Below are 20,790 nucleotides of genomic sequence, written 5' to 3'. Positions count from 1 at the left end.
ATCACACCGCCACTGGAACCTTGATCCACGGTAGAGGGTCATAGCCAAGAATTAAAACCTCGTCCCATTTGAAATCATCCAACTCTGACCATTCATGAGGGAAAATAACGACCGGATCTGAATGCTCTGGAGCCTGTCGTTTCATTAGCTCACACACACCTTCCATGTGGTTGTTGTACAAATGCACGTCAAAGCCAAAATGCACAAATGCACCGGCCATGTGACCCGTAATCTTCGCGAGAAAATGAGTGAGAATGCCATAGCCAGCAATATTGAATGGCATACCAACAAAAGTGTCTACGCTACGCTGTACGAGGCAGGAGTTGAGGATGCGTTTGGGGATTCCAAGTTCATCCAGTTCAGCTTCAGTAACACTGCCGTCCATCTCCAGATCGTATAGCATCTTGGTGTAGATAGACTCGTAACCGAGGCGACTGTGTTGAAGACCAATGTCAGTTGCCATCGTTAAACGGGTTTCAAAATCCAGCTCACGACTCCACAAAGAGAAGACAAAGTGGCAAGGTGGCAGTTTCATATCCTCAAGCTCGCCTACGTTCCATGCGTTAAGCATGATGCGACGATCGGTAGGGTTCGTGCGCAGTGTATCGACAATACGCTGTAGCTGATCGATTTCACGGGACAGCACTACGCGATCTTCACTGATACCCAGGTATCCCTCGACTTTGTACCCGCGTTCACGGAAAGTAGCGATCTTGCTCAGATATTCACTATGGCTCACGATGCGGGTATCTTCCCATCGACGCCACTGCTTACCGTAAACCGGCCCCAAATCGCCATTCTCATCGGCCCATGCATCCCAAATCTTAACGCCGTTATCCTTGAGAAATTGGATGTTGCCCGTGCCTTTCAGATACCACTCAAGTTCGACAAGCAGTGGCTTAAGATTTACCGCCTTTCCAGAAATAAGCGGCACAGTCCCACCAGTAAGCATGTAGTAAGAGGGAACGTAGCAGGTGCTTAAAGTACCAGTGCCTGTGCGATCATCAGCCTGCACGCCGCTTTTAAGCACCGTCTCAATAACTTTTGCATACGATGCGTTTGTTACCTGACCGTTCGTATGCTCACGATTCAAAAGGAGTGACACAAAAACCTCACAAAGATAAGTAATCACTTATTCATTAAGTGAGTTTACATTTATTGAGGGAACAAGGCCAGATAGATAAAAAATGGTGGCCTATGGCCACCAAAAACGAATAGTTGCTTCAGGAATTTAACGCGCCAACACAATATACATAGATAGATAACTACCTACAATTATTTTTTGATCATTCCGTACATTGCTGAGGCTTTAGCTTGCTCAACAAAGGAGGATAAATCGACATCACTATAGGTTGGAGACTTCAGAATCTTTCCATCGGAAATTCGAAAACCGATCATCTTATCGGTACCATCAGCATGGCGAAATCCCAGGTCTGAAGAGTCGTATTTGCAGTTGGCCACAGCCTGGCGACGTTCCTCGACATCAGCAGGCCATAATTTTGTCATGTTAGACCGATGAATTTCGCCAACCAGCTCGACTACATTGATGCCGAGGAAATCAGCCAGTCGATAGGTCATCATGCACGCCACATAGATTTTGTTCATGACACGGCGCAGTTCCTGAATCAGCTCAGAATCCTTAACAGTCTTGTTCTCAAGTTTATCTGCCAGCTCTTCGAGCATACATGACGCCTCACGAGCTTCCTGAAATGGCATTGCCATATCATCGAAAACAGTGTTACCGGGCACAAAAATTGTCTGAATAAAGCGATCAATGCTCTGTTCCTGCGTGTAATAGGTCATGCCGGTAGAAATACCACCTTTGATGGCGACCATCGTACCAACACCAACGTATAAAAAGTCGGCCATTGCATCCAGCAGTTGCTCAATATCCCCATTCATTGCGGCTGGAATACCTTCCACTACAGCTTCTTCATGAATCAGGCTTGCACGGAGACGAAGCAGCTCTGGTGTCGGCATAACGCGTCTCGGATGCTGGAAGAGTTCATGAAACTGATCGACCATCTTGTAAATACTTTCAGTAGCTACACCATGACCTTCATGCAACTCATATGGTTCTGGCTTAAATCCAATGAGTCGCTCGGTGGCAAGTTTCAGGTGGTCAGTCAGTTTGGTAAAGTTCATGCTAGTTTTGTTCCTTCTTAATTCTTGTGATCCATTGTGGCCCAGCGTTGCCAGGCCACATAATGCTTTGTATCGGTTTACAGGTCTGCAAACTGGCTTAGAGAAGCCTTATCCACGGTAGAATCGATCTGACCTACCAGATATGTGCTTTGCTCTGCCTCTTGTGGTGCAATTTGCAGTGTGTCGGTTAACAACCACTTGTTCATCCAGACCAGCGGATCTGTGGTAACTTCTGGAAATAAAGCCTTCAGGCCAAGACGATTCATAGCCAGATTGGTTCGGTATTTTACATAGGTCTTCAGAATATCCGCGTTTAAACCAATCATCGAACCGTCTTTGAAGAGATAGTCTGCCCAGTTCATTTCTTGTTCGGCGACTGATTTCATGGTGTCGTAAATGACGCTTTCTTCATCAGCAGCAATCTCTTTCCACAATAAACCTTCGCGACCGGTACGCATGAAGCGGATCATGCGTTCAGTTCCTTCGCAATGCAGAGCTTCATCACGAGCAATAAAGCGCATAATTTTGGTGTTACCCTCAAGCAACTTCCGTTCGCCAAAGGCAAACGTACATGCAAAACTTACATAGAAACGGATCGCCTCAAGCGCATTAATGGACACCAACGTGCGGAAAAGCTGACGGTGCAAAGGGTATGGCTCCCAGCCATATTCATTTACGTACAGACGTTCAAACTCTTTCTCACCTAACGACTGGCGCTCGCAGGTCATCCCATAAAGCCTGTCATATTCAGCAGAGATACTGATCGCTCGGTTGATGATTTCTTCATCCGTAACAATACCGTCAAAAACAATGCTCGGATCGTCCACCATGCCACGAATAATGTGGGTGTAGCTGCGGCTATGGATAGTCTCAGAGAAAGACCATGTTTCAACCCACGTTTCCAGTTCAGGAATAGAGATAAGCGGCAGCAGCGTTGCATTTGGGCTACGTCCCTGAACTGAGTCGAGTAACGTTTGATAACGGAGATTGCTCAGAAAAATGTGACGTTCGTGGTCCCGCAGCTTCGTGTTGAAGTCGATACGATCGCTCGAAATATCAACTTCTTCCGGCCGCCAGAAGAAAGACAATTGACGTTCAATCAACTTTTCAAAATCACGGTATTTTTGCTGATCGTAACGTGCCACGTTGACAGATTGTCCGAGGAACATAGGCTCTTTGGTTGCATCATTAGCACCCAAACGGAACGTTGAATATGACATGTGTTTTTCCTTTTGCTTTTTGATGTGTTTAAACAAGTTGTTATCTTATTTGTTTAAACAAGGCTTACAAATCAAAGAGAAGGTGGGATACACCCCACCATATGTCAGATTTTGCAGGCTCCGTCGCACTCATCTTCTGGCTCGACGGCTACAGCTTGCGTCATTGGATTCTGCGGTTCGTCGTCATCACGCTTTCCTGCCCCATCTCTGGTGTTGTGGTAGTAAAGCGTTTTAACTCCCATCTTGTAGGCGAGAAGCAAATCTGACAGTAGCGTCATCATTGGGACTTTATCGCCTTCAAAGCGAGAAGGGTCATAGTTGGTATTGGCTGAAATAGCCTGGTCAAAGAACTTCTGGATGATCGCCACCTTTGTCAGATAGCCGCGGTTGTCCGGCATATCCCACAGGTATTCATACTGTTCCTTCAGTTTTTCAAACTCAGGCACGACCATCTTAACGATGCCGTCCTTAGAAGATTTCACCGACACCGGGCCACGAGGCGGTTCGATGCCGTTGGTGGAATTAGTGATCTGGCTGGAAGTCTCGCATGGCATTTGTGCCGTCAGTGTGGAGTTGCGAAGACCGTATTTTGCAATACGTTCACGCAGTTCTTCCCACGGCATCTTTAACTCAAAGTTGGTTTCGCCACTTTCGTCTAATGAAGAACGATAATGGTCGATCGGCAACTGACCAATTGCGTACTTGGTCTGCTCAAACCAGTCACACTCACCTTTTGCTTCAGCAAGTCGGCAGCTGGCATCAAGAAGGTAATACTGGATAGCTTCGAACGTTTCATGCACCAGTTTATTGCCAGCGGTATCAGAATAACGAACGCCATTCTTTGCCAGGTAATAAGCAAAGTTGGTTACACCGATTCCCAGGCTACGGCGAGCTTTGGCTGGCACTTCGGCTGCCTCCATCGGATAGTCTTGATAATCCAGTAACGAATCCAGTGCAGCAACGGCATAGAACGCCACCTCTTTAAGAGACTCCAGTGAACGGATGGCTCCGAGGTTAAAAGCGGATAAAGTGCAAAGCGCGATCTCACCGTTCGGGTCGTCGGTAAATGCCAGTGGACGAGTGGGTAGAGTGATCTCCATGCACAGGTTTGACTGGCGAACAGGTGCAAGAGCAGGAATGAAAGCGCCATGCTCGTTAATATGATCGACGTTCGCAATATAAATTCGGCCCGTGGACGCTCGTTCCTGCATCAGAGATGAGAACAGCTCAATGGCAGGTACTGACTTCTTGCGAATTGAATCATCGGCTTCGTATTTATGGTACAGCTTTTCAAACAGATCCTGGTCTGTGAAGAAGGCTTCGTACATATCAGGCACATCACGCGGGCTGAACAGAGTGATGTTCTCGCTTCTGACGAGTCGACGGTACATTAGACGGTTACTCATGACGCCGTAATCAAGATGGCGAACGCGGTTTTCATCAATACCACGGTTATTTTTCACCACCAGCAGACTTTCAACTTCAAGATGCCAGATCGGGTAAAACGCTGTTGCTGCGCCACCACGAACACCACCTTGCGAACAAGATTTAACAGCCGTCTGGAAATGCTTCAGGAATGGAATAACTCCGGTATGGGTGGCTTCACCATTGCGGATCTCGCTGCCCAGCGCACGGATACGGCCAAAACCAATACCAATTCCAGCACGACGTGAAACGTAGTCGATAATTGCGGCTGAAGCTGCACTAATCCCTTTCAGACTATCGCCAGACTCAATCAGCACACAACTGGAGAACTGACGGGTTGGAGTACGGACGCCGGCCATGATTGGTGTGGGCAGAGACAGTTTGAACGTACTTGTAACGTCATAGAAACCTTTGACCATCTCCATACGTGTTTTGCCAGCGCAGTCGTCTTCCCAATTCTGGAACAGACACATGCCTACCAGCATATAGATATGTTGCGGCCCCTCATGAATCTCACCAGTAACGCGGTTTTGAACGAGGTATTTGCTTTGCAATTGCACCGTAGCTGCATAGCCAAAAAGATCGTCACGTTTAGGCTTAATGTAATTGCCGAGTTCTTCGATCTCTTCAAATGAATAATGTGTCAGCAAATCCTTGTCATAAACGCCCTTGTTAACGTTCTTGACAATGTGTTGGTAGAAGTTCGGATAGTCGTAACGACCGAAGGCATCTTTGCGGATTTTAAAAATGTTCAGGCGGGCAGCCACCTGTGAGTAATTTGGTGCTTCTGGTGAGATCAAATCAGCGGCAGATTTAACCAAAGCCTCATGCAACTGGCTGGTGGTAATCCCATCAAAAATGCTGGCCGCAGCTCCCATTGCTACAGCGGATGCGCTTACGCCACGAATGTCTTCTACGCCATACATTACGACGCGGTTGTATTTATCTTCGGATAACGGCTCTGTTTGGCCGTTACGTTTTACGATGCTTATCATGTATCACCAAATAAAGAGGGCCACTATATTTAGTGGCCCATATTAATAGATAAGCACTTACCTATCAATGAGATCAAATGAGAGACTTGAGAACATCGCGCACCTGGCGAAACTGATCTGTTTGCATACCGGTATGGATGGCAGCCACCGCATCAGCCAAATGTTCGTTTTTGTTCACGAGAACATCCTGTCCAGATTGCTTACGACGCAGCCACGGTGCTTTAGGGTGTTTTTTCGTAGCCCACTGGATAATCTCTTCTTTCGATGTTGTAAGTTTATTGCCGATAAAATGTTTAATTTCGTTTGGAGTAACCTGGATCAATGGCTTATCTACGCACGCAAGTACACCGATGCAAATACCGTAAGACGTCTGCGAACGAGAGTTTTGGCTCCCAACCGGTAGCTCACAAAAAACCATATTTGCCTTATCAATGATTGGCTTCGCAACACGCCATATTTCACTGGCACGGCGCAGATCGTCACTGTTCACACGAACGGTCTTTTTGTTACTCCCCGCTTTAGTCTCAACAAGAGTAAGGCCGTGAATCTCAAGTTCGTCCGTTTCAAGGTCTAAAGTGCCCACAGCAAGCCCAAAGTTGCTCATTGAGGGATCAACACCAACTACGCTGATTTTTTTACTCATATAGTCTCCTTACCATGTTCCCCATATAGGGTTTTCCAATAATCTCGCCTCCAACGAATTGGTTACTATTGCCGTTTGCAACGTTGGTTGGGGATAGTTTGCAAAGTCTGAATACTCATTTTCCTGCGTGACACGTTTATCTACGGCATGTTTAACGCCACTTGCTATGAAATGACGCATGATGCCCAACAGCCTCCGACTGTCTGCACTATCGTTTGCTAAAACATGAGGGAGCTGAAGTTCGATTTCCACCATTTCCCCATACTTACCAACAAACTGTAGTTTGTCCGCACTGTACTTTTTATCCCTCCTTTGGATAAGGAAACCAGTAAAAGCATCACCTGGCGATGCCAAACTATCCACCCGCTTATTGGCAAGTCGAATAAGGTTCGTGAAAGCCATACAGTGATGCGCACCCATTCCCCCAAAGAACCCTTCGCTATTAATGTTAAGATCTTCAGTTTCATGGGATGCAATAAACCCAGGCCCGACGTTGGGAAGATACCCCCCCTCAACAAAAGGATTAATCAGGATCGGCGCAATACATCCAGGTGGTAGTGATTTCAAACTTTGCATCAATGGTGTCTCGGATATTAGACCAAGCAACGCGGCGAATTGTACTCCGTCAATATTGTTGCTGCCCCACAGAATACGTGGAGCCGCACCATTGGAAGTATGCCCATTGATCAGTTTTATCGACTGCATCACTGCAAATACCTGCAAAAACTGCGAGCGGCTTAATTTAAACGACATAGCTGCGCCCCTCTTTAACTTCCAGCGTAATAGTTTCCCGGAACCATGACTTCATCTCTTTATGGGAGATAATCAGCACAGTACCTCGCTCGCGAGCTTTGGACTCCAGAATACCCATGAGGCGTTCAAGACCGGCTGTATCGAGTGCATCGTCAATTTCGTCGCCGATAAACAAATCGATGTTTTTACTCGCCCGGTTACTAACCAGATCCTGCAATGCCAAAGAACACGCAATGCGAACCTTCCGCTTCTCACCACCAGAGAGGGTTTGGAACGACTTACTTGAACCTTTCTTCTGCACACTAATGTTGAATTTGTCGCGATACTCACCTTTTTTAGTGACATCCATCGTCGACCACTCAGCAGTAATGTTCCCGTCAGACAACGTATTGAGATATTCGGCTGTGCGTGTATTCAGGAAAGGCGTAACAGACGTCAAAATATGAGAACGCACCCCGGCAGGAGAGTAGACCTGACGAGCTTTTTCCAATAGCAACGTTTGTTCCTGAATAGCCTTCAACTCATCTTTTAAGGACTTGAAGGTAGACTTACTGGATACCAGGTTATCTTCGTGTCTGGCGATAAGAGCAATAAACGGATTAATCTCTTTTGATATACGATCGACCTCAGTGCGAGCACGAGTCACAAGAGACTCAATAGCAACAACCTCCTTCTCACGATGACGCAAAGATGAGAGTTGTTTCGTAAGCTCTTCAATCCGGGCAATGATAGCAGTTACATCAGGTGTCGTTTTAACAAGGGCAGACTCAATGCTTAACGCTTTCTCAAGATTCGTTTTGTGTTTAGCCATTGCCTCTGCAAGTGTCTTCGCCTGACCAATTTCCTGACGTGCTTGTTCAATGAAATTCTCCTTCACCGTTGATAGATCTTCTTCGCAGTAGGCTTTGCCACAAGTAGGGCATGGTGATCCCACTTTAGTACCAACCTCTTCTGCTTTGGTCTTAAAATTACGCGCGCGGTTCATTGCATCAGCCTGACTATTTTCTGTAGCTTTGATGCTTGCCCGAATATCAGTTATCGCACCACGAACTTTGAGCAACTTGGCGTCATGTTCTTCTTTTGAGGCTAACTTTTTGCGCTCCCTTTCGATTGCCTTCTCGGTATCACGTATCTGTTCGGGAAGAGTGCGGATCTCAAGTTCAACTTCCGTTAACTCAACTTCGGCACTGGCCAGCCCAGCCTGGGCATCGTCATAACGTTTAGAACGCTCTTGCTCCCATGATTCAGAGGAGGCTTTCGCTGACTCAATTTCTGACTGTGTTGCCTCAATGGTCGAGATTGTCGACTCCAATTTGGTTTTAACCACATCCATACGTGCGGCAGCTGCATTAGCTCGCTCACGAGCAATAGCGTAGGCGCGTGTCAGTCTGTCAACGCCAGCGGCTTCTTCTACGATGGTTTTGAGGTTTTTGTCGGACATTCCAGGTAAATCTGGCATAGCTTCTTGGCTCGCATAGATGGAAGCCATGAAAACCTCTTTAGATGCACCGATCAGACGCTCGACGAACTCCTGCGTCAGCGCATCTTTGCCTTTCGTCATATCGCCATCTTCACCACGAACGATAAGACGATTTTTGAACTCTTTGTGTTTACGGTGACGAATGATTGCGTATCTCTTGCCTTCATCCTCGATGGTTACTGCAACACGACAGTTCTTTTCATGGTCGGTAGACAACACATCGTCACCCTTCACACCATGAGCTGTTTCGCCATAAAGACACCACATCAGGCTATTCATTAGAGTTGACTTTCCAGAGCCATTACTTGATGCGGAACTATCATCACTATTAACACCCTGAATGAGCACTAAACCACGCTGATCTAACTCGACCTCCGCGCTGGCGATAGCCATAAAATTCTCAACCTGGAGCTTTAAAAACTTCATATAACACCTCTGATACCGTGTGTTAGCTTTTGGCCTTCTTTCAATCTGAACTCCGTATGCGCCGGGAAGGATCTGCGCCTCAATACGCCTTTTCTTGTTAACCTTCCAAGATAAAACGCTACGGGATTTCCTTGTGGGGGGTAGGGCTTGTGAAACATCACCGTCTGGCCTCGTTCAAGTCTTTTCATCGTGATGGCAAAGTCTCGAAAGCTCCCATAACGACTTTGCTTCACACAGCCTCCGAACTCTCCGCTTCGGTGAGGATTTCCTGACACAAAATATCCAATTTGCTCAGATCAAATCCGCCGTCAGTATCGTGGACAATCTTGCAATAAGCAGATACCGACTCTCCCAGGCTATCGATTTTGCTGGTTTCAGTTGTGCTGGCTGTCCCTTCCATCATTGATGACTTACGGATGAAGTTGCACACGACACCTTTTGCACCCATTGTTTTGAGGATGTTCTGGTACTTAATGCCTTCTTCATCGTTCTCAATTACGGCGCGGAAACGCACGTAGTTGCCGCGAATTTGGTCATCAGCAACATCATCTTCCAGGTTAATGAATTTAGGCGCACTGGTTTCGTAGTGACTGAAACTGCCGTCCGGGTTTACGATCATGTAGCCAGCCAGAGATCCAACATCTCCCCAATTTTGATGAGTCAGTGCACCGACACTGATAACTCCAGGAATGACCTCTTTGTGGTTGTGGTAATGCCCACTAAGCACGAGACGAAAGCCGATATCCTTTAACTCCTGCGCATCGATACCGACGTCAGGCATTGTTGGAATGGCTTTGTTAATGGATGTATGGATAACAACGTCATGGTTATCACCTTCTACGCTCTTACGTAATGCTTTCAGATCGCTGATAAGCTCCGCATGATTGTTACGCCAGCTAATCAGGTGGACAGTCACATCACCAATTTTTATTGAGTGTGGGCGCTTGCCACATACGATTACCACGCCGATAGAACTCAGCGATGCTGCTGCGTTGGCGCTATATACTGAATCGTTGGTTTCAAGATCGTGATTACCGGCCAGCATTACTACTGTCAGATCAAGCTCGTTGATAATCCACTTGTACGTTTCAGTTACGTAATGCAAAACAGAAGGGGACACAGTTCCTCGGACGTGAAATGTATCACCGGCAACCAACATGTACTTACAACCGGCCTTCTTCATGGCGATGGCTGCTTCTTTCGTTGCTTCCAACTGTATTTCAAGTCTGGAGTTAAGCCCCTCAGCGTTCGTCGTGGAGAACGCATCCCATTTGTGGTAGTGGCAGTCAGAAATGACGCCGTATGGCAAAGTCATGTATTTTTCCTTTGTGGTTATTTTGATACAAATTCTAAGAGCAATGAGGAGGTAAACAACTATGCATAACGGTATGTTAGGAATGAAACGAGTGCCTTAATATACAAAATTTATAAGTAAGTATATACCTATTTATTTTGGCGTGAAGTTGCTTGTCTATATGGCTAAAAATAAGACAACGTCACTGTAGAACGAAATGAGAGCGATTTTGAGGAGGCGTAGATTCTATCTACGCCAATATGCGATCTGGAGGGTTACAGCGCGTCAGTGGTCTTTTTACGCGCTGCGTTTATGCTTATGACGCCAGCTTTTGGACGTGGGTCAACAAGGTTAAGTTCTTCTTCACTGTGGTATTCGAGGTCGAACTCACGTTTTACATGTCTGATGTAGATTGCGGTGAGCAGGCTATCTTTGGTCAGAAAGTGTCCGTAGGATTTGCGGATCACTTCTTCTACCTTCTCGATTTTCTCACCACCCATACAGAGATGATTAAACCGGCTGTGTTTCCGCAACATTTCGTCTACTGGGCCTGAGTAAACCTTGTCTACTTTCCCAAAACGGATGATTTTTCCTGTGTCTGCGGATACGAGGCAAATCAGCTTGTCTGGTGATAAACGATCTCGCCACGTCACACCTGAACGGAGTGTGTTGAAGTAGGGGGCATCCAATCCGATGATCGGTTTACGAAATGCGAGTAATGGAACGTACCTGATGCAACTGTTTAAATGAAAATTCACACCAGCCTTATCAAGTTTAATTCTGGTTTCGTAGATCGGGCACTTCGCCGCTATACCGCAGATGTCACAAAGCAACTTCTGCTTATTCAGGTTGGAATTTGATTCGATAGTGTAGGAGCCGTCTTCAAGACGACGAACCCAGCGCGTGCGTTTTAGATCCATATGTCATTTTTCTGTGATTGTTAGCCGAGGCAACGATAACCCACCAGGTGCGCCGAAGGTAGTAAATGCCTGTTTTAATTATTCACATATCCACAGGATAGATCCTAATAAAGAGATCCATAGATAGATCCTTGTATAGATCAAATAAGATCCCCGATCGCTGTAAGCCGCGCCACGACTGGTCTGAAGCCATGTTCATGTATGCTGTCAGCGGTAATTGATAGTCTGTCAGCGGTTCACCGTATGCTGCCAACTGTTTTTGGTATTCTGTCAGCGGCAAATCAAGTATGCTGTCAGCGGTTGAATGACAAAGGTGTCCACATGTCCACAAAAAATAAAAAAGGTAAAAATAACAAAGAAGTAGAAGATAATCTCGACAACTTTGAAGAAGGTTCCCTTGAATTGTACACAGGGGAACTTGTCCCTAATAGCAACAATACAGTCCAACCAATTGCGTTGATGCGGCTGGGATTGTTCGTGCCCACGCTCAAGGGGACAAAATACAGCAAGCGTAACAAGCCAAATGAGATCGATGCTTCAAAGGAGCTTGTTCAGCTCGAAGTAGCCCGTTCTGAAGGCTATTCCGATATCAAGATAACCGGTCCTCGTCTCGACATGGATCATGATTTCAAAACGTGGGTGGGCGTTGTGCGTTCGCTGGCAGAATACGGCGAACCTAACGGTCGTGTCGAGTTAAGCATCACGAAATTTGCGAAGTTTTGTGGCTATCCATCGTCACAGATCCGCAAAACACTCCGCGACCGGCTTACAAACAGTCTTTTGAAGATCATGCGTACAACTCTGTCTTTCCAGAGAACATATGAAGAAAAGAACGTCGACGGCTCTAACAAGATCTCGCTTCTGATGGTGCACCTCATCAATAGCGTGGACTACAACGAGCAGAAAGATACGGTGGTGTTCTATGCAGAACCGAAGCTGGCCGAACTATATCGCTTTGACCATAAGGTTCTTTTGCAGTTAAAGGTTATCAATAAGCTACCACGCAAAGAAACAGCACAGGCTCTGTACACCTTCATCGAAAGTCTTCCAACCAAGCCTGCGCCGGTGTCGCTTGCTCGATTGCGTGCGCGACTCAATTTGAGTAGCAGGAATGTCAGCTCGCAGAATCAGACTATACGCAACGGCTTAAAAGCTCTCCAAGATTTGGGCTATCTCGAATACAGCGAGATTAAGCGAGGGCGGTCGATCTATATCCAGATTCACAGCCGTAATCCAAAACTTAAAGTCGCACCGCCAAAACCTGAAGACATCGAACCCAAAAAAACAGATGAGAAAGCCGGGGAAATTGATGCTAAACAGAACATTATCAACAAGATAACTGAGCTTTCGCAGAATTTGACGCCTGAAAATATCAAGATGATTGAGATCCTTTCCAATAGTCTCAAACTGCTTTGATATGCTGTCAGCGGTGAAATGTATGCTATCAGCGGCTATTTTTCTGAAAAGTATGCTGTGAACGGTTAAAGATATGCTACCAGCGGTATAGTGAGATGAACGTATGCTGTGAGCGGTAAATCATCTATCACCACTCAATGCTCTGTCATACCTCCCCAGTGGTTACTAACCTCGAAGAGTGCATTCCATATAGGTTTGCGCTCACTAACATTCTATTGCTATTGCGCTGATTGCTTGTAGTGAAAGGCATTTATTGCCTGCTGCTCCCTGATAGAACGTATGCTGTCAGCGGTGTTTTATTGAGGAATTTTTGTTTGGATATGCTATCAGCGGTAATTAATGGTATATGTCAGACCTTCGTATGCTGCCAGCGGTAATTTTGTTCTGGTTATACCCATACCGGTACACATTATTCATGCAATGTCTTAAGTATGCTGTCAGCGGTAAAAAATCGAGTAAAGTATGCTGTGAGCGGTGAGATAGACTCTCGATATGCTATCAGCGGTAGTTGATTGTGTATGCTGTCAGCGGTGACGACTATGAAATATGACTGCGGAACGTGCCGCAGTCAGTTTGCATTTAGTGTATTTTCTTTAACAGACCCCAAAGTGTTCCGGCTTTTGTAGTCAGTTTTCCTGTTTCTGGATCGTACATACGCCATTCACGCCGCTGGTGGACGATATACCCATCTTCACGTTCCAGACGCTCAAGAATGCCAGGTTGCTTGAAACCCTTAGCACGCCAGTAGCCGCTTGTTTTCTCGATTTCCAGACCTGCCAGTGTTAATGCCATTATTCAACCTCCTTGCAGTCATCGAAAAGGTAGCTTTGCTGAGAAGCGTGAACGCCATAGAAGCCCTTGTATTTGTTGTATACGAAGTGGTCTTCTCCGACGCCGGTTAATTTGCCATTACGGTTTGTGAGATATGGGGATGACAACACTCGATCGTCACGCACAACATAGAACTGGTCGCCGCTGTCTACGACCATCGCTCCATATGGTGCTTTTATGACGTCGGTAAGAGCGCCATTCTTAACGTCGGCTACAGACATTTCACACTGATAAACAGTGGTGTCGGCCACAACGATCGAAGAAAGGAACAACAGCGCGAATGGGATGGCCTTCATGCTGCCACCTCTTTGATTACATCAAATGCTGAATTAAATACGAGCACGATAGCCAAAGCGTTTATGACTACGTCGTTCACCGGGGAAAAGACTTTACGAATGACACCGGTGAAAATGCAGTCGATGACAAAAGCTATTGAAACGATGAGTAACAAGTATTCAATAAAAATCTTCATGATAGGTAGATACTAACTTATATAAATTTTACTGTAAACTCACTCAAAAGTGCTGATGCTTAAAATACGCTCAAGATGTGCGGCATCTTCATCACTGATTTGTTGAGTCTCTTCTACGTACCAACAGTTGCCGTTATGCCAACAAACACCATCATCATCAACCATCACTGAATCAGCGTCATGACCTGTATATTCAACGAGAATACGCTGGATCAGCGCGTCAGTTTCTTCGTCGTTAAGGCCATCGGCTTTGACCATAAAAACCGGAAACACGTCATAGACAGTGCTGGTAACGATTCGAACTAAAACTCTCATGTGTTTTTCCTTTTGTGGTTAGTGTTTACTTATTTTGTTAGTTATGAATAGGCGATCAATCTTCTTGTTTAGGGAAAAACTGTTCAATAACTCTGTCAACGGCTGTGTCTATATGGAGTAGATGCCACACAACCATATCTTTGCTTCCCATGCCTTGTGTGAATATCACGTCATACTTACGCCATGCGCAGTGGAACCAATATGCTGAGTCATCAATTGGTAAATCCTCTCCCGCCTCTTTGAAGTATTTCAGCAGCATTGCCTGCTCTGCCGTTGGCGTTGGGCCTATTTCCTGAGCGTACATACGGATGAATCGCTGCCAGTCTGTCTCGTCGGGAGTTGGATCTGGTGGATTCATTTCGGCGATAGCTTTTCGCAGCTGATGCGCCCAATCAGGTTCAGGAAAGCCTTTTGCTACTTCATCATCAATAACATCCAGAGCCACGTTTGCGGCATCGTAGAGTTTCTTAATAGCTGTCATGTTTTCTTAACACTTTAAACAAGTTGTTTTCTTAATAGGATAATTGCGATAAAAAAGGCGTCCAACTGGACGCCTGAACTTTTAAGGGGAGTTATTTCACTGTAATGAAAGGAGTGTTAGCCCCTTGAGTCATGTACTGCGGTAACTGGCCATTCCATTTATTGATGGCTTCCAGCTCCATAACGTTCGGGTTTTGACGCAGAGCTTCACCGCGCAGACGAATGGCGTCTGCTTCTGCTTGCGCACGAGCACGGATAGCATCAGCTTCACCATTAGCCTGTTCACGCAGCATATTCGCCTCAGCTTTACGTTGTTCAACTTCCTGCTGACGTTGCAGAGTACGCTGGTTAGCCGTTACTTTGGCGTTAATAGATTCAATGACGGTTTTTGGGTAATCAGGCTTTCCAACCCATGACAAGCTCAGTACCTCAATACCAACCGGAGACATCTCTTTCTGAATATCTTTCAGTGCGTTGTCCAGCAATTGTGCCTTACCACCGTCGATAAATGAGTCAGTGGTCATACGGCTGGCCAAACGGTTTAGAGAGTCGGCAATTTTCTGACGCAGATCTGATTCGGTGATATCGTCTACGCCTTTGCGATAGGTCTGGAACACCGTCGTTACCTTGTCACGATTAACCAGATACGCAACGCCAATTTTGTGACCAATAGCAGTACCGTCACTCATCTGGAATGTGAACGGCTCGTCGTAGGTCTTCATTTGTTTGAAGGTCGGGAATACGTAAAGTTCGGTGTTAAGACCTGTCCATTGGCGACCAACGCCAACCACTTCACCAATCCCTTTGTCTTCACCTAATTTGTTTACTTTGATGCCAACGTATCCAGGCTCCACGCGATCGCAGCCAGTAAGACCCATTGTGCAAATAGCCGCCAGAGCAACTGCAAGTAAACCTTTCTTCATTACTTATTTCCCCTTTGCTTTGATTAATGAGTTGATAAACTTACGACCAGCAATAAGACCGATTACAGGAGCACCAAAACCAACGATAACTCCAAACATGACGGCTAAATCACTCTTGGTAGAAATCAGCGACGGAACCAGTAATCCGTAGATGAGAGCCACTGAAAGGCCTGTGGCTACTGCCAATAGATAGATTTTGATCATGTGTTTTCCTATGTGGTTGTTATGTGAAAATGATAAGTAAGCACTTATATATTTTCAAGAAATAAAAAAGGCGTCCTGTGGACGCCTTGTGTTTACTCTTCTACTGACTCGGTGGGATTGTCTTTTGATCTCCGGTCGTCGATTGCCTGTAAAGCCGCAATGATTTCAGCTAGTGGCTTCTCCCGATACATCTCGACGATCTGTGATTTGGTGTATTTCTTGTCACCAATTTCTACTCGACCGCTGGCGTTCTTTGGCAGGTATCCTTCTTCCAGCATGTACTCGACGAGCGACTCGATAACGTCGAGGCCACGAGTAGGATCGAAGTAGAATTTCCAGGTGCATTTGCCATACGGTGGTGCAACTTTGTTTTTGATGCACTCTGCGCCTACGTCCTGACCGATCTTCTCTTTCCCATCCTTCATCACCGATGCACCGAGACGGATGCGCACAGAAGCGTAAAACTTCGGTGAATCGCCGCCTGGAGACGTAGTAGGGTCGCCAAACATTACACCGATTTTTGTGCGAACCTGATTCAAGAAGATGATGCAGGCGTTGTATTTGCGTGCCCACAAAGCCAGAGTGGGGAAGTTCGCACTCGTCGCACGAGCCAGCGCCGTATTGTCGTTCATGTTTAGCTGATCTTTGTCTTTGGCAGTGCCTTCAGCCATCTTTTCGAACTTCTCGGCTTTGGAGTTCGGAACCATAGACGCAAGTGAGTCAGCCACGATACAGATAGGTGCTGATTCAGGAATAAGCTCTTCATCACGTACCAATTTAAGAATTGTGCCGATCAACTCTACAGAGTCTTCGAAGGTATCAGGCTGCTTGTATACCCACTGACCGTCATCCTCATCTGCATTCAAACCATTGGCTACAGCCAGGCCAACGTCAAAACTGTTTTCATGATCGAGGAATACCGCCAGACCATCTTGTTTTTGAGCGGAGATCATCGCTGCTGTTGCAAGGAATGTGTTGTGGCTGATAATCCCGTTAGACCAGAAAGAGTGTGTTTCCGGCATCGCTACGTCGAACGTTGGTGCTTCACCTTCCTCAATAGCCACGACTTCGTCGTAGAACAAGTTAGAGCCAATTACCGCTGCCAGTTGTGCAAACAGATGCTCGTTAAAACGATTCTTTCTGCCAATGAAGGAGACATAGATTTCTCGCAGTTTGTCTATTCCGACACGATCGCCGCGGCCAATAACGTGGTCTACCAGAGCGTAGTCTTCACGGGTGGTCTTGGTGAGCGACTCGTAGAGTGATTTCACTAAGCCGCTGATGTGCGGAACATAGCCTGAGTAAGTGCGGTCAAAACCAATGTCCCGTTTGGTTGCCACTGATAAACGTGCCGGAGATTCGAAACCAATCGTTGACAGAAAAAGGTCGTAATTAGAGCCACTGAATGACAGCCGGTAATATGTATTTTCATAACCCGCGACGTGTTTTTCAGAGATAGTTGACGTAATCCCCAGATTCAGGAGCATGAGGCGAATTTGCTGTAGCAGCAGCCCACTCGCGCTCACAACCTCAATGCAGCGACCATCATTGACGTGGCATTCCAGCTCAAAGTAGCCGCGAAGGAATGCAATTTGAGCCTCGCTATTGGCGCGACGCACACTCAACGGAACCTGCTTGCCAGCAGCTTTCTCATACTCCAGACCATATTCTTTAAAAAGCAGCGAACGCACCTCTTTGCTAAACAGCACATGGTCTTCCGAGCCGTTATGTTTTCTCGTAACTGGCATCTTGTCTGATACCAGCGAAATGAGGCGGTAGTACTCATCCTTGATGAAAGGATCTGTGTTAGAAAAATTCACTGAATTTTCAGAGGCCACGTATCCGTCAGCAATTAAATAGCCCATCAGTTTTGCGATATTGGCATCCAGGTGCTGATCGCCGAATTGATGTGTGCCAACCATTGAAGGAATCGTGTCGCCTACACTGATTTTTTCAGCATGTCGCCAGACGACATTACCTAAGTCGTCAACCACACGGATTGGGTGACGGAACGTAGCCTCGATATAACCGCCTGATGCCAGCTTAATACGCTTGAATTTGCGACGGTTGTTCCATGTCAGGTGTGAGGTCTTCTCTATCACGCCATTTTCATTGATGAGTCCAACGTTATGCTCTACATCGCGAGTAGTGCATGTCGCTTTGTACCCTTCAATCTCAAACAACTCTTTCACTGTTACCATTCCACGCTCCGTCAGCAGCATGGTGTCTGCGGTAACACATTTCCCCGCACTTGGAGGACCGAATACTTCGACGATACGACCACATGGGAAGCCGCCATCGTAACGACCAGAAATAGCTTTGTTTAACGGTGGAAAGCCTGTATCAATCCAATGAGTTACTTTCTGAATTTCGTCGTTGCTACCGATTTTCTTTTTCAGAGCAAGTGCCAGTGCGGATTTTCCTTTTGCCATGATCAGGCTCCTTTTGTTTCGTTGATTCGTTTTAAAGCGGCGGATTCATCGAATACAATCGCATCGTGGTTAAGGAGTCTGGATACACGAGCGAGGATTTTTACGACTTGCTCGCTGACTAATCCAAACTCGCGATCTGTCGCTTTCATTCCGACAGCGCCCAGAATTGACGGCAGTGCGATGACAGCGTACTCACCGTGATAAAAGACAATCTCTTTTGCCAGTTGGGCAGGGGTGGTTGTAGCGCCATTGATAATCGATTTAAGCATTAGCAATACCTTTCGAATGGAAGAACAAACACTTCAAGGTCTTCAAGGAACGAACGGAAATTCAGCTCGTAGCACAGTTGCTCGAATGCTTTCACGTCACGATTGCCTTTGATTGTTTCGATTTCGGTAGGCGGAAACTTCGTCTCAATCAGGTTCATTAGCGTGATGTTTCTCTTGAACGCTTCGAGCATTCGACAGCCTGTTTTCTCGTTGAAGGCATTCTTCGCTAGTTTGTTGAAGGCGGTCTTATGACGCCCTTTATTAACCACGATTGAGCCGTCGTTGATGCCGCGTACCATCGTTGCGACACTTCCCCATTCATGCAGCAGCTCTTTCGCACCGCCAGCACCAATGCCACCAACACCGCTAATGTTGTCCGAGTTATCGCCTTGTAATGCTTTTGCTTCCAAAAATGCGCGAGGCGTGGCGAATCCTGTCAGCTCCGCAAATTGCTCAAAATTAACCTGCTTGTTTTTGGCGTCTTCACGCAGGCTTACCCAGCTTACGTTTTCACGAACTAACTGAAGCCAGTCGCTATCGCCTGTTAACAGATAGATGTGTTCAACGGTTGGCTGCGGTGCCATGCGGGATACCAGCAGCCCGGCCAGATCATCCGCTTCTGCATCTTTTGCAATGAGTTGGGTAACTCCAAGCGCGGTCATCATTTTGAGGATGTATGGCTTCTGGATAGCAAAGCCTTCCTTCATCTTTTTCATATCAGGATCGCCGTCGCGATTTGCTTTGTAGTCCGGGTAAAAGTCGCGACGCTTGTCACTAAATCCATCCCAAAGAATCATAGGTCGGGCATGGAGGATGGAGGCATAACGACGGACGTTCTTAACAAAGCCGAAAGCAGCCTGTACTTCCATTTCGCCGTTGTGCAATTTGTCAGATTGTTGATGGTAATAACCCAGGCTATTGCCATCTACGAAGAGATAATTCACCGGTACATTCCTTCCAAAAAGTAAGGCGTCCGTAGACGCCTTACTGGTCACGTAATGGGATTACAGAGAGTCCAGCTCTCTCAGTAGGTCATCCAGACCTTCATCTTCCGTCGCAGATGCGGTTGCTACAGATGTCGCTGCGACTGCTTCAGACTCTTTGACTGATACGGCAACGGCAGCGGAACTTGCCTCTGGTTTAAATTCAGTTTCAACGGCACGGAGGATTTCTTCATCAACCAGACTGGTTGGTTCAGAAGCCGGTGTGTGCGCGGTTGCTACAGCCGTCGCTCCTTCTGTATGACCAGTGACAGAGCCAAATCCAGGTAGTGCCGCAGCCGATGTTTTCGCGGTTGAGGAAATTGCTGGTGCAGATGCTGCGGCAGTTGGTGCAGCGATGCCAATCAGACGACCCATAGTGCGAACTGTCGACAGAAGACGAGTTTCATCAGCCTGATTTGCGTATGCGATCAGATCATGCTGGGTGTTCCAGAATTTATCTTCGATATCGCCTTTGTAGACTTTACGCTTAGGCGAGACGTCATATTTGGTATCGCGACCAGAGCCAGTACGTTTAATCAGGAATGCGTAGCCTTCCTCTTTGCTCAGTGGATTGCCGATATCATCAGCGATGTCTTCGGTGATTGCTTTGCAGATATCATCGAATACAGTAGACGGCAGCTCGATTAACTGGCATTTCTCAGCATCTGCGAAATCCTCACGAGCAGAAAGAATGCCGTTGACCAGGTAGCGAGGAGTGGCACGCATTTGACCGATGCGTTCTTCCATTGCTTTGTTACCCTTGTGACGAGCGCGACCTTCCATAACCATTTCGCATAGCTGACAAGCGCGACCGTGAGTATGTTGCTCACAAATATAAGCGTTGGTTGCTTCTTTACCTTCCTCGTTCTGATACTTAACGTAGTGCATACCGAAAGTCTGGAAGAACTTACCGTTTGGGTCGTCTTTATTCGGGAAGATGCGGATATAGTTGACGCCGTCTTTTAAGCGAGTCAGATCAACGTTGTTGCCACGTTTGGCGGCAATGTCTTCACGAGTTTTGTTAAGCAAATCAAGTAATGTCTTAGACATGTGTTTCTCCTTGTTGTGATTTGGCCGATGGCGCTATGCGCGTTGGGCTTTCGTTCATTCGTGGCTCTTTCGAGCTGTTAAATGATAGATCAGTACTTACTTATTATCTATCAA

The 20,790-nt window shown here is 46.5% G+C and carries 21 protein-coding genes; 1 reads left to right on the top strand and 20 read right to left on the bottom strand.

The annotated features are described in order from the left end of the window. Window position 1: 1 nt before the first annotated feature. The 10 genes from ACJHX3_RS18630 to ACJHX3_RS18585 all read right to left on the bottom strand — a co-directional run bounded on the left by ACJHX3_RS18630 (window position 2) and on the right by ACJHX3_RS18585 (window position 11,301). The gene (locus tag ACJHX3_RS18630) at window positions 2–1,105 is read right to left on the bottom strand and encodes a thymidylate synthase (RefSeq protein ID WP_001308885.1); all 1,104 of its coding nucleotides are present in this window, start codon (window positions 1,103–1,105) and stop codon (window positions 2–4) included. Between the two features lie 170 nt (window positions 1,106–1,275). Continuing rightward, window positions 1,276–2,145 carry a phosphoribosyl-ATP pyrophosphohydrolase gene (locus ACJHX3_RS18625; protein WP_042063049.1) on the bottom strand — a complete coding sequence of 290 codons (870 nt, stop codon included), beginning with the start codon at window positions 2,143–2,145 and terminating at the stop codon, window positions 1,276–1,278. Window positions 2,146–2,222: 77 nt separating this feature from the next. Next, window positions 2,223–3,365: a class Ia ribonucleoside-diphosphate reductase subunit beta gene (gene nrdB / locus ACJHX3_RS18620; RefSeq protein WP_042063052.1), complete on the bottom strand. Its 1,143-nt coding sequence runs from the start codon at window positions 3,363–3,365 to the stop codon at window positions 2,223–2,225. Window positions 3,366–3,469: 104 nt separating this feature from the next. Then, window positions 3,470–5,785 carry a class 1a ribonucleoside-diphosphate reductase subunit alpha gene (gene nrdA, locus ACJHX3_RS18615; protein ID WP_042063053.1) on the bottom strand — a complete coding sequence of 772 codons (2,316 nt, stop codon included), beginning with the start codon at window positions 5,783–5,785 and terminating at the stop codon, window positions 3,470–3,472. Between the two features lie 73 nt (window positions 5,786–5,858). Further along, entirely contained in the window at window positions 5,859–6,428 is a 570-nt protein-coding gene (locus ACJHX3_RS18610) for a hypothetical protein (protein ID WP_085460900.1), read from the bottom strand. A 9-nt stretch (window positions 6,429–6,437) separates the two neighbouring features. Beyond that, window positions 6,438–7,181 carry a hypothetical protein gene (locus ACJHX3_RS18605; protein ID WP_033803586.1) on the bottom strand — a complete coding sequence of 248 codons (744 nt, stop codon included), beginning with the start codon at window positions 7,179–7,181 and terminating at the stop codon, window positions 6,438–6,440. Then, entirely contained in the window at window positions 7,171–9,087 is a 1,917-nt protein-coding gene (locus ACJHX3_RS18600) for an AAA family ATPase (protein ID WP_042063055.1), read from the bottom strand. Before ACJHX3_RS18600 ends, ACJHX3_RS18605 begins: the two co-directional genes overlap by 11 nt. After that, on the bottom strand, window positions 9,084–9,362 hold the full coding sequence (locus ACJHX3_RS18595) for a hypothetical protein (protein ID WP_001308884.1): 279 nt from the start codon (window positions 9,360–9,362) through the stop codon (window positions 9,084–9,086). Before ACJHX3_RS18595 ends, ACJHX3_RS18600 begins: the two co-directional genes overlap by 4 nt. Beyond that, entirely contained in the window at window positions 9,317–10,402 is a 1,086-nt protein-coding gene (locus ACJHX3_RS18590; protein WP_000174803.1) for an exonuclease SbcCD subunit D, read from the bottom strand. The genes ACJHX3_RS18595 and ACJHX3_RS18590 overlap by 46 nt, the downstream gene beginning before the upstream one ends. Window positions 10,403–10,656: 254 nt before the next feature. Next, the gene (locus tag ACJHX3_RS18585; RefSeq protein ID WP_042063059.1) at window positions 10,657–11,301 is read right to left on the bottom strand and encodes a hypothetical protein; all 645 of its coding nucleotides are present in this window, start codon (window positions 11,299–11,301) and stop codon (window positions 10,657–10,659) included. A gap of 201 nt (window positions 11,302–11,502) precedes the next feature. Between ACJHX3_RS18585 and ACJHX3_RS18580 the strand changes: the two genes are divergently transcribed. After that, window positions 11,503–12,717: a RepB family plasmid replication initiator protein gene (locus ACJHX3_RS18580; protein ID WP_162535819.1), complete on the top strand. Its 1,215-nt coding sequence runs from the start codon at window positions 11,503–11,505 to the stop codon at window positions 12,715–12,717. Window positions 12,718–13,296: 579 nt separating this feature from the next. Here ACJHX3_RS18580 and ACJHX3_RS18575 read toward each other — a convergent pair. The 10 genes from ACJHX3_RS18575 to ACJHX3_RS18530 form a co-directional block, all read right to left on the bottom strand. Next, window positions 13,297–13,509, bottom strand: coding sequence for a hypothetical protein (locus tag ACJHX3_RS18575; protein ID WP_001229345.1), 213 nt, complete (start codon window positions 13,507–13,509; stop codon window positions 13,297–13,299). Beyond that, a complete protein-coding gene (locus tag ACJHX3_RS18570; protein ID WP_094307997.1) occupies window positions 13,509–13,844 on the bottom strand; it encodes a hypothetical protein in 336 nt (111 codons plus the stop codon). Before ACJHX3_RS18570 ends, ACJHX3_RS18575 begins: the two co-directional genes overlap by 1 nt. Before the next feature lie 215 nt (window positions 13,845–14,059). Further along, window positions 14,060–14,335 (bottom strand): hypothetical protein, encoded by a 276-nt coding sequence (locus ACJHX3_RS18565; RefSeq protein WP_042063062.1) that lies wholly within the window; start codon window positions 14,333–14,335, stop codon window positions 14,060–14,062. Between the two features lie 55 nt (window positions 14,336–14,390). Beyond that, complete coding sequence (locus ACJHX3_RS18560; protein ID WP_042063064.1) at window positions 14,391–14,816, bottom strand: hypothetical protein; 426 nt, start codon at window positions 14,814–14,816, stop codon at window positions 14,391–14,393. A gap of 91 nt (window positions 14,817–14,907) precedes the next feature. Next, window positions 14,908–15,738 (bottom strand): SPFH domain-containing protein, encoded by an 831-nt coding sequence (locus ACJHX3_RS18555; RefSeq protein ID WP_000715581.1) that lies wholly within the window; start codon window positions 15,736–15,738, stop codon window positions 14,908–14,910. Between the two features lie 3 nt (window positions 15,739–15,741). Then, window positions 15,742–15,942: a hypothetical protein gene (locus tag ACJHX3_RS18550; RefSeq protein ID WP_021533191.1), complete on the bottom strand. Its 201-nt coding sequence runs from the start codon at window positions 15,940–15,942 to the stop codon at window positions 15,742–15,744. 92 nt (window positions 15,943–16,034) lie between these two features. After that, entirely contained in the window at window positions 16,035–18,374 is a 2,340-nt protein-coding gene (locus ACJHX3_RS18545; RefSeq protein ID WP_042063068.1) for an LAGLIDADG family homing endonuclease, read from the bottom strand. A 2-nt stretch (window positions 18,375–18,376) separates the two neighbouring features. After that, complete coding sequence (locus ACJHX3_RS18540; protein WP_042063070.1) at window positions 18,377–18,643, bottom strand: hypothetical protein; 267 nt, start codon at window positions 18,641–18,643, stop codon at window positions 18,377–18,379. After that, entirely contained in the window at window positions 18,643–19,587 is a 945-nt protein-coding gene (locus tag ACJHX3_RS18535; RefSeq protein WP_042063073.1) for a 5'-3' exonuclease H3TH domain-containing protein, read from the bottom strand. The genes ACJHX3_RS18540 and ACJHX3_RS18535 overlap by 1 nt, the downstream gene beginning before the upstream one ends. 60 nt (window positions 19,588–19,647) lie before the next feature. Beyond that, on the bottom strand, window positions 19,648–20,676 hold the full coding sequence (locus tag ACJHX3_RS18530) for a hypothetical protein (protein ID WP_001717300.1): 1,029 nt from the start codon (window positions 20,674–20,676) through the stop codon (window positions 19,648–19,650). Window positions 20,677–20,790 lie beyond the last annotated feature (114 nt).

Source organism: Escherichia sp. WS1265, assembly GCF_046487585.1.
Lineage (GTDB): Bacteria > Pseudomonadota > Gammaproteobacteria > Enterobacterales > Enterobacteriaceae > Escherichia > Escherichia coli.
The sequence above is the reverse complement of the archived record's forward strand: the minus strand, read 5'-3'. Positions and strand labels throughout refer to the sequence as shown.

Coding starts and splice junctions, on each gene's coding strand:
- ACJHX3_RS18560 (WP_042063064.1), bottom strand. CDS start 14,816: ATGACAGCTATTAAGAAACTCTACGATGCCGCAAACGTGGCTCTGGAT.
- ACJHX3_RS18625 (WP_042063049.1), bottom strand. CDS start 2,145: ATGAACTTTACCAAACTGACTGACCACCTGAAACTTGCCACCGAGCGA.
- ACJHX3_RS18545 (WP_042063068.1), bottom strand. CDS start 18,374: ATGGCAAAAGGAAAATCCGCACTGGCACTTGCTCTGAAAAAGAAAATC.
- ACJHX3_RS18530 (WP_001717300.1), bottom strand. CDS start 20,676: ATGTCTAAGACATTACTTGATTTGCTTAACAAAACTCGTGAAGACATT.
- nrdA (WP_042063053.1), bottom strand. CDS start 5,785: ATGATAAGCATCGTAAAACGTAACGGCCAAACAGAGCCGTTATCCGAA.
- ACJHX3_RS18610 (WP_085460900.1), bottom strand. CDS start 6,428: ATGAGTAAAAAAATCAGCGTAGTTGGTGTTGATCCCTCAATGAGCAAC.
- ACJHX3_RS18565 (WP_042063062.1), bottom strand. CDS start 14,335: ATGAGAGTTTTAGTTCGAATCGTTACCAGCACTGTCTATGACGTGTTT.
- nrdB (WP_042063052.1), bottom strand. CDS start 3,365: ATGTCATATTCAACGTTCCGTTTGGGTGCTAATGATGCAACCAAAGAG.
- ACJHX3_RS18605 (WP_033803586.1), bottom strand. CDS start 7,181: ATGTCGTTTAAATTAAGCCGCTCGCAGTTTTTGCAGGTATTTGCAGTG.
- ACJHX3_RS18585 (WP_042063059.1), bottom strand. CDS start 11,301: ATGGATCTAAAACGCACGCGCTGGGTTCGTCGTCTTGAAGACGGCTCC.
- ACJHX3_RS18600 (WP_042063055.1), bottom strand. CDS start 9,087: ATGAAGTTTTTAAAGCTCCAGGTTGAGAATTTTATGGCTATCGCCAGC.
- ACJHX3_RS18575 (WP_001229345.1), bottom strand. CDS start 13,509: ATGGCATTAACACTGGCAGGTCTGGAAATCGAGAAAACAAGCGGCTAC.
- ACJHX3_RS18550 (WP_021533191.1), bottom strand. CDS start 15,942: ATGATCAAAATCTATCTATTGGCAGTAGCCACAGGCCTTTCAGTGGCT.
- ACJHX3_RS18570 (WP_094307997.1), bottom strand. CDS start 13,844: ATGAAGGCCATCCCATTCGCGCTGTTGTTCCTTTCTTCGATCGTTGTG.
- ACJHX3_RS18580 (WP_162535819.1), top strand. CDS start 11,503: ATGCTGTCAGCGGTAATTGATAGTCTGTCAGCGGTTCACCGTATGCTG.
- ACJHX3_RS18590 (WP_000174803.1), bottom strand. CDS start 10,402: ATGACTTTGCCATACGGCGTCATTTCTGACTGCCACTACCACAAATGG.
- ACJHX3_RS18555 (WP_000715581.1), bottom strand. CDS start 15,738: ATGAAGAAAGGTTTACTTGCAGTTGCTCTGGCGGCTATTTGCACAATG.
- ACJHX3_RS18540 (WP_042063070.1), bottom strand. CDS start 18,643: ATGCTTAAATCGATTATCAATGGCGCTACAACCACCCCTGCCCAACTG.